At 36.8% G+C, this 8,598-nt stretch carries 6 protein-coding genes; 2 read left to right on the top strand and 4 right to left on the bottom strand.

The genetic code is table 11. The features are described 5' to 3' along the window. The 3 genes from BLR11_RS13485 to BLR11_RS13475 form a co-directional block, all read right to left on the bottom strand. A partial coding sequence (locus BLR11_RS13485; RefSeq protein WP_176763012.1) for an E3 binding domain-containing protein occupies positions 1-888 on the bottom strand: 888 nt, incomplete at its 3' end. A 54-nt stretch (positions 889-942) separates the two neighbouring features. Further along, positions 943-1,911 (bottom strand): alpha-ketoacid dehydrogenase subunit beta, encoded by a 969-nt coding sequence (locus tag BLR11_RS13480; protein ID WP_091653129.1) that lies wholly within the window; start codon positions 1,909-1,911, stop codon positions 943-945. After that, the gene (locus BLR11_RS13475) at positions 1,908-2,894 is read right to left on the bottom strand and encodes a thiamine pyrophosphate-dependent dehydrogenase E1 component subunit alpha (protein WP_091653126.1); all 987 of its coding nucleotides are present in this window, start codon (positions 2,892-2,894) and stop codon (positions 1,908-1,910) included. The genes BLR11_RS13480 and BLR11_RS13475 overlap by 4 nt, the downstream gene beginning before the upstream one ends. 541 nt (positions 2,895-3,435) lie before the next feature. Here BLR11_RS13475 and BLR11_RS13470 point away from each other — a divergent pair. After that, complete coding sequence (locus BLR11_RS13470; protein WP_091653124.1) at positions 3,436-5,379, top strand: sigma-54-dependent Fis family transcriptional regulator; 1,944 nt, start codon at positions 3,436-3,438, stop codon at positions 5,377-5,379. A 71-nt stretch (positions 5,380-5,450) separates the two neighbouring features. Here the strand turns inward: BLR11_RS13470 and BLR11_RS13465 are convergent, their stop codons facing one another. Then, positions 5,451-6,644, bottom strand: coding sequence for an anaerobic nitric oxide reductase flavorubredoxin (locus tag BLR11_RS13465; RefSeq protein ID WP_091653121.1), 1,194 nt, complete (start codon positions 6,642-6,644; stop codon positions 5,451-5,453). Between the two features lie 331 nt (positions 6,645-6,975). On the opposite strand from BLR11_RS13465, the gene BLR11_RS13460 reads away from it, so the two are divergent. After that, on the top strand, positions 6,976-7,848 hold the full coding sequence (locus BLR11_RS13460; protein WP_176763010.1) for a LysR family transcriptional regulator: 873 nt from the start codon (positions 6,976-6,978) through the stop codon (positions 7,846-7,848). Positions 7,849-8,598 lie beyond the last annotated feature (750 nt).

Below are 8,598 nucleotides of genomic sequence, written 5' to 3'. Positions count from 1 at the left end.
CAGAACTTTGCACATGGCTTTGATGATCAGATCGGTAAAGGAGAATTTCTTGTCCATGGCAATGAAAGTACTGCGAAGTTCCGTGGCCTTGGTCATATTGACTTCTACCGTATGATGGACATGCGGCGTATTCTTCCAGCAGTCTCCCAGACGCTGGGCAATGACCTTGCGCATCCCCTTGAGCAGAACGCCGTTTTTCGGAGCCGATTTTACTTCCGCTTTCACCGTTACCGGAGCGGCTGCCGCCGCTGCCGGGACTGTCGGAGCTGCCGGAACAACTCCGGCGGCTGTAAGGATATCTTTCTTCATGATTCGTCCGTCGGCAGTTACCGTTTGGGTATCTACTCCCAGATCAGCCGCCACTTTAGCAGCCGTGGGAGAGATACGTATTTTTTCTTCTGCTTTAAAAGCTTCCACATCGCGGCCTACGACTCGCCCGTTCGGACCGGTACCAGAAACGAGGGCCAGATCGATGCCGGCTTCTTTCGCTAATGTACGAGCATACGGAGTCGCCAATACCCAGCCGCCGACAATCGTATTTTGCACTGGACCGGCAGCTGCCGCTGGCACCGGTGCCACCGGTGCCAGCGCGGCTTCTTGAGGAGCTGGTTCTGCTGCCGGGCCGCTGTCATCCCCCGGTACGGTTTCACCGGCTTGCCCGATATACCCCATTACAGCCTTTACCGGGCCGGCTTCGCCTTCCTTCATAACAATGGATAGAAGAATGCCGTCTTCATGGGCTTCCACTATATTACTGATTTTATCTGTTTCAACTTCTACGACTTCATCACCCTTTTTTACCGGGTCGCCTACTTTTTTTAGCCATTGTGAGACCGTTCCTTCTGTCATTGTCAGGCCCAATTGTGGCATCGTAAGTGCTGTCGCCATCAATTATTACCTCCTTTTATAGATGTTTTTGAAAGGCAGATATATATTTTTGGATTAAAATAATGCTTTTGCTGCCCTGAAAATATCTGCCGCATTAGGTAAAAATGCTTTTTCTAAATTAGGAGCAAACGGTATGGGCGTATTCAATGCACAAACTCGGCTTACGGGACTATCCAATTTATCAAATAATTCTTCATGAATATAAGCAGAAAGCTCCCCTGCATAACTCCCTCTTTTTGTTTCTTCTGTCGTAACGATGACACGATGCGTTTTGCTGACAGAGTCGGCAATAAGATTTTTATCTAAAGGATACAGTGAGCGCGGATCAATTACTTCTGCGCTGATTCCGGCAGTTTTCAAACTTTCAGCGGCGGTAAGGGCTTCGTAAACCATTTTTCCAGTGGCAATGATAGTAATATCATTACCTTTACGTTTTATGTCACCTTTCCCCAATGGAATTGGAGCTAAATTATAAACATTTCCCTTTACAGAATATAATGCTTTGTGTTCTATCATTATTACGGGGTTATCATCATCAATAGCCGAAAGCATAAGCCCAAGGGCATCTTGCGGAGTAGAAGGATATATTACTTTTAAACCAGGAACATGTACAAGCCAAGCTTCCAGCGATTGAGAATGTTGTGCAGCTGCACTGACACCAGCTCCGCCAGGAAGGCGAACAACCAATGGCAGCGAAATTTTACCACCGAACATATACCGCATCTTGGCCGATTGATTTACAAGTTGATCCATAGCAACCGTAACAAAGTCTCCCATCATAATTTCAGCAATAGGACGCAATCCTGTAGCAGCAGAACCAATTGCAGTTCCAATAATAGCACCCTCTGAAATAGGAGTATCACAAATTCTTTTTCCGCCGAATTCTTTAAACATGCCGGCACTTACTCCAAAACAACCGCCGAAAGCACCTACGTCTTCTCCTAAAAGATAAACATTGGGATTTTCTCTCATGCGGATACTCATACCTTCTTTAATGGCTTGTCCATAGGTCATTGTTTTCATCTTACGCGCACCTCCTCCGTAATGTCCGAATATACGTCATTTACAACTGTGTTTATATCCGGCAGTGGACTTTCATCAGCAAAACGGACAGCTTCGTCTATTTCTTGACAAACCGCAGTGTCCCATATGTGTAATTGGTCTTCGTTGAAAAAGTGATTGCTTTCCAAATATGTTTTAAATTGCAAAAGAGGATCTTTCTTTAGCCAAGCTTCTTGTTCTTCTTGTGGTTTATAAATAGCTGGATCTCCCTCGAAATGTCCGCGCCATCGATATGTTTTGCATTCTATTAAAGTAGGGCCTTCTCCTTTGCGGGCTCGATCAACGGCGGCAGCAATTGTTTTGTATACAGCTATTACATTATTTCCGTCTATATGTAGACTGGGAATTCCATAAGCAGTTCCTCGATCGGAAATATTTTGGATATGTTGATGTCTTGACTGGCTCATGGAAATCGCGTAATTATTATTTTCGCAGACATAGACAATCGGAAGATGCCATATAGAAGCCAAATTTAAAGATTCATGAAAGGTTCCCTGATTTGTTGAACCATCTCCAAAAAAACAAATGCATACTTGCTTTGTTCCTTTATAATTAATAGAAAAGCCAGCGCCTAATGCGATATCTTGCCCGGCACCTACAATACCATTCGCACCTAAAATTCCTTTATCCCGATCCGCAATATGCATGGATCCGCCTTTTCCTTTGCAGTACCCTGTTGCTTTTCCGAATAATTCGGCCATCATGTACTTCATATCTCCGCCTTTTGCAATAATATGTCCATGTCCTCTATGAGTACTTGTGATATAATCGTTATCGTTTAAATACTCGCAGGTACCTGCGGATACGGCTTCTTCTCCTAAATATAAATGGACAAATCCAGGTACTTTACCCTCAGCAAAAAGCTCTTGCGTTTTTAGTTCAAATTCACGGATGCGTTTCATCGTAATATACATATGCTGCATTGTTTCTTTTGATATATTCATAATGTTCCTCCTTTGTTGTTTCATGATTTAAAATAATACGTAAAACGGAAATGAAATGCGGGCTGACTTTAATTGATGAAATAAACTCACCTCCCCATAAGATGTATCTCGAATGTAATCTTGCTAATTTAAATGAAATAATCATGCCAAATAAAAAAATATCAAAAATAAAAATTATATTAAATATATACAGGTATTTGTTCAATAAGCAGGCCCTATGTTGTTTTTTTTAGTATTAAAAAATCTCAAAAAATCTCACAGTAAAGTGAGACGTTTTGAGATTTTTTGAGACAAATATAATATATACAAAAATGTATTTAATTTATTTATACGATATAGGGTTATACGCAGATTGTATTATAATTGAATAAACAATACAATATATACATATTTAATATAATTAATATGCGTATATGATATAATTAAAGCGGATATAAAGTAAAATATAAAATAAATTTTAACAAATAAGCAATCCAGCAAATTATGTGTATTATAAGACAAAGAGCCCTTGATTGTATTTTATTTGGAGGGAGTGTGTTATATGAATCTTGATGGATTAAAAAAAATGTGGGAACAATTTATTGTTAAGGGAGAGTTAGATGAGCGTGTACAACCTGCAGTAGCTAAATCTTGGAAGCGATGCAGGCAATATGGTGTAGACCCGTGGAGCGGAAGAGGAAAGCACATTGAAGGGAACGATTTTAAGCGCATTCTTATACAACATCAATCCTTATTGGAAATTGCCATTCCCATCATGCAAAGTGTATATGAAATTGTTAAAAAATCTCATTTTTTATTAGTACTAACAGATGAACAAGGAACTATTTTAAAAACGATAGGCGATGATTCTATACAAAAAAGATCACAAGAACTGGTTTTTTCAGAAGGGACTTCTTGGAATACCCTGGAAGTAGGCAGCAATGCTATTGGGATAGCCTTGGATAATAATATGCCTATTCAAATCAGAGGAGCAGAACATTATTGCGTTCCCCATCACAATTGGACATGTTCTGCCGCGCCTATTCATGGCCTCGATGGCCGCAGTATCGGTGTTTTGGATATTTCAGGAAATGCGGAAGAAGCACATCCACATACTTTAGCGTTAGCCGTGGCGGGAGCATTCAGCATTGAAAACATGATGTCCAGTGTGCATAATTCGCTCCTTATGCGTACTGCATTAAACAGCAGTCATGAAAGTATTATTTTGCTGAACGATAACTTTTTTCCTATTTGGTTAAATCTAACGGCAAAACAAACATTATCACTATTCTTGCCACAAATAGCTGCTGTTGATTTTAGAAAGCTTTTGCCTGACTTAGACTGGAAAATGGTGGCAGACTGGAATCATAAAGAACCTCTTTTTATGACTGATGTACGTTTCCTTACAAAACAAAGTGCCATTCATTGCAGTGTTTCTATTTCATCGGCCATGAGTTCCAGCGGACGTACGTATACGATTGCGTTGCAAAAACAAGAAAAACTCATTCAATCTGTTAATAAAATGTCAGGCAATCAGGCTAAATATACTTTTGACGATATTTATACACAAGATCCTGTGATGCAGCATGTGATAACCCTTGCACAAAAATATGCACAATGTGATGGGAATATTTTAATTGAAGGAGAAAGTGGTACCGGAAAAGAATTATTTGCCCAATCTATTCATAATAACAGTCAACGCAGCAGGGGGCCTTTCGTAGCAATCAACTGTGCTTCTTTGCCAAGAGATTTAATTGAAAGTGAATTATTCGGTTATGAGAAAGGCGCATTTACAGGTGCATTAAAAGAAGGAAATCCGGGAAAATTTGAATTAGCCAATCATGGTACTTTATTTTTAGATGAAATCGGGGAAATGCCGTTGGAATTTCAGGCAAAATTATTAAGAGCTGTAGAAACGTTGTGTATTCGGAGAATTGGAGGTAAGGAAGAAAAACGGTTAGATGTGAGAATTATTGCTGCAACAAATCGTAATTTATATCGGGAGGTTGGATTGGGACATTTCCGGGATGATTTATATTTTCGCTTGAATGTATTACCTTTATGTGTTCCGCCCTTACGAGAAAGACCGTCAGATATTTCTTTTTGTGCAAAACAATTTTTTGAACGGCTTAATCGGCGATATCCTTATAAAAGAAAAAATGTAGCTGCTAGTTTTTTTGAAATATTAAAAAAATATTCGTGGCCAGGAAATATACGTGAATTGCAAAACATTATAGAGCGAGTATTTTATATATGCAGTTCCAACTGTATATCTCAAAAAGATTTTTCTTATATAATGGATGAAACACATAGTATTATAGAAGAACAGGAATCCAGCTTAACCCAAGAACGAGAAAAAATTATATATGTCTTACAAACTGGCAGCGGTTCTATTGAAGCGGCAGCTAATTCATTGGGGGTCAGCAGAGCTACATTTTATCGTATGTGTAAGCAATATAAAATTATGCCTAAAATGATACGGAAACAAAATAAATGTATGCTATGATACCATTATTCTATTAGTTAAAACTGACACAGCGCACAACGAAAAACAGGATGTTATTATATTGCATGTTTTTAAATTTTTAAAGCGTCAACGAATTGTTTGCCAAATTCTTGACAAGATTGTATTTCTGTTCTATCTGGAACCCAAAGCGTTTTATGGCCTTCATGAACGATTCCAAAGCCGCACTTTTCCAGTTCTTCTTTTATTTTTCCGACAGCCTCTCCGCTCCAGCCATAGCTTCCAAAAGCGGCAGCTTTTTTCTGCTTGAATTTAAGTCCCTTGATCATTTCTAATATACCGCCAATTGCATAGGTAAAACCATAATTTATAGTAGGGGATCCGACTAAAATTCCTTTAGAGCGAAAGATTTCTGTGATAATATTATTTTTGTCTTCTTTGCTGCAATTCATTAATTTTATTCTTATTGACGAATCTTGAAGCTCTATTCCCTGCGCTATGGCTTCGGCCATTTTGCGAGTGGAATTCCACATGGTATCGTAAATAATAGTAATCTGATTTTCCTGATAGGCATCAGCCCATTTTAAGTATTGCTCGACAATTTGCATTGGATTATTTTTCCAGATAACGCCATGACTGGGACAAATCATAGATACAGGTACGTGTAATGCCAAAATTTCTTTGATTTTCCGAGTCACCATAGGAGAGTACAAATTTAAAATATTAGCGTAATATTTTGCAGCTTCTGCATATAATTCGCTTTGATCGATACAATCATTAAACAAGGATTCTGTTGCATAATGTTGTCCAAAACCATCATTTGAGAAGAGAATATTGTCCGAGGACATATAGGTGAACATAGTGTCTGGCCAGTGCAGCATGGGGGCTTCTATGAAGGTAAGTTTACTATCTCCTAAACTCAAGGTATCTCCTGTTTTCACTTGGATAAAATTCCAGTTCTGATGATAATGCCCGCGGATAATAGCTTCTCCTTTTGCCGTACAATAAATAGGTACATCGGGAATAATACGCATCAATTCGGGTAAAGCTCCACTATGATCGATTTCGTTATGATTCATGATGATACAGTCGATTTTATGTAAATCTATTTCTTCACGTAACCGAGTTACAAATTCTTTGTCAAACGCTTGCCATACGGTATCGATCAAAGCGTTTTTTTGATCTTGAATAAGATAAGAATTGTAGGATGAACCATGATGAATTGAATACTCATTTCCATGAAAATGCTGTAGTTCCCAGTCAGTTTTACCTACCCAAGTAACTTTATCTGTGATTTTTTTTCCCATAGAAATACCTCCGTTTCATATAATTATATTTTAGACAGTTATTCTTATTTATTTATATAAACACATTTAAGCACATAAGTATGTTGTAAAAACAACAAGAGAAGCAAATATTGATTGTTTTAGAAAATGACTGCTAAAGAATGCTCTATTTGCGTTTGTCTGAAGACACTTTTATGTGGTATAATTAATTAAAAAGATAATAGTCATGTTTCGTAGGTATTGCAACAATTTTATTAAAACTGCTGCAGAAAGTGGATTTTCTGCAGCCTCTTTTCTATGTAGACGAAAACACTTTATTGTATGTAAATAGCAGTAAAGGATGGTGTTTATTATGAACTTGGACCATTTTGTATATTTTGTCGAATTAGTTCAACAGAATAGCTTTACCAAGGCTGCGGAGAAATTATTTATCAGTCAATCGACAATCAGTAAAGCAATTCGCACGTTGGAAAAAGAATATGACGTAGAATTAATTGACCGAACGTCTGTGAAATTCCGTCTCACATCAGAGGGGGAAATTTTTTATAATAGTTCTTTAAAAATCATATCAAGTTATAAAGCAGAAACAGAATTATTACATTCTATGTTGAAAAGTAAAAGAGGTATTTTGTATTTGGGAATACCGCCAGTGACTATTACGGCAATATATCCTATTTTGTGCCAGTATCGATTTTTGTATCCGGATATAACGCTTCGAATATTGGAAATTGGTGCCAATCGATTATATTCATTGGTTAAGCAAGGTGCTATTGATATGGGGGTCGTGATTCAGCCTTTTATGGATATGGATTTTATACAGGTTCCTGTTATGCATTCAGATGCAGTGCTTATTTTGCCACCTGATCATAAATTTGTCAAACATGATACGATTCGGATGTCACGATTGCAGCATGAGAAATTTCTTATATTGGCGAATGAATATATGATTCATGATGTTATTATCAATTCTTGTAAAAAAGCAGGATTTGTTCCCCGTATAGTGGGAAAATCGGCACAATGGGATCTTTTGGTTGAGGGAGTTGTAAATGGGCAGGGAGTTAGTATACTACCACGGCCTATTATTGAAAAATTCTGCAGCAATCGTGTTAAAATGGTGGGACTTTTAGGGCCGGAAATACCATGGATACCGACGGTTATTTACCATAAAAATAAATTTGTGATATCGCCAATGCAGCTTTTTTTGGATATGTTGCAAAATAAATAAAATAGTATCAAGGAATCAATACATTCTATAAAATAGAATGTATAGCGAAACAGTTAAACACTGTTTCGCTATTTTTATATGTCGGGAAATTAAGCCTCAATTCAATAGATTTGATTATGTTGCTATGATAGATAACAGTTTATCTGCAGTATAATCAATATTTTCCATTATGGGGATAAAGTGAAATTTTTCTGATAAAGTATACATAATTAAAAATTTCTGTTGGCAGATATAAGGGTGTAGCAAGTAGTAATATATTTTTGATACCTTACGTTAAGGATGTATTTGTGGATTGACTTGTAAAAATTATTTTTAAAGTCATGGGATATTGAAAATAACTTTTAAGAATTGATTCATAGGTTTTTCGGATAATTTTATTTTAAAAATATGTAAAAACAAAAAAGTGATTTTTTTAACAATATATCGATAAAAAATATTAAAAAAAGGCACTCGATAGGCATCCCTTTTTATTTGTGAAATAAATTCATCAAAGCAATGAATACAAACTATGTCATAGTAATATAGAATGAAAAATAAATATAAACACTGATAAAACCTATATCCATGAAATTAATTCATGGATATAATGAAGCACACATATTTTACTTTACACTATGAAGATGATATTATCAGCATATAGTAGTGCATTACCACAAAGCATTCATAAAATGTATTTTTGTGATTTTTATGAAAATATTAAAATTATACCATGGATAATTTTAATATATGGTTTGTTTAAAAGATGTACTA

The organism is Megasphaera paucivorans (assembly GCF_900103535.1).
GTDB classification, from domain to species: domain Bacteria; phylum Bacillota; class Negativicutes; order Veillonellales; family Megasphaeraceae; genus Megasphaera_A; species Megasphaera_A paucivorans.
Note: the sequence above shows the minus strand (reverse complement) of the source record. Positions and strands in the feature narration are given on the sequence as shown.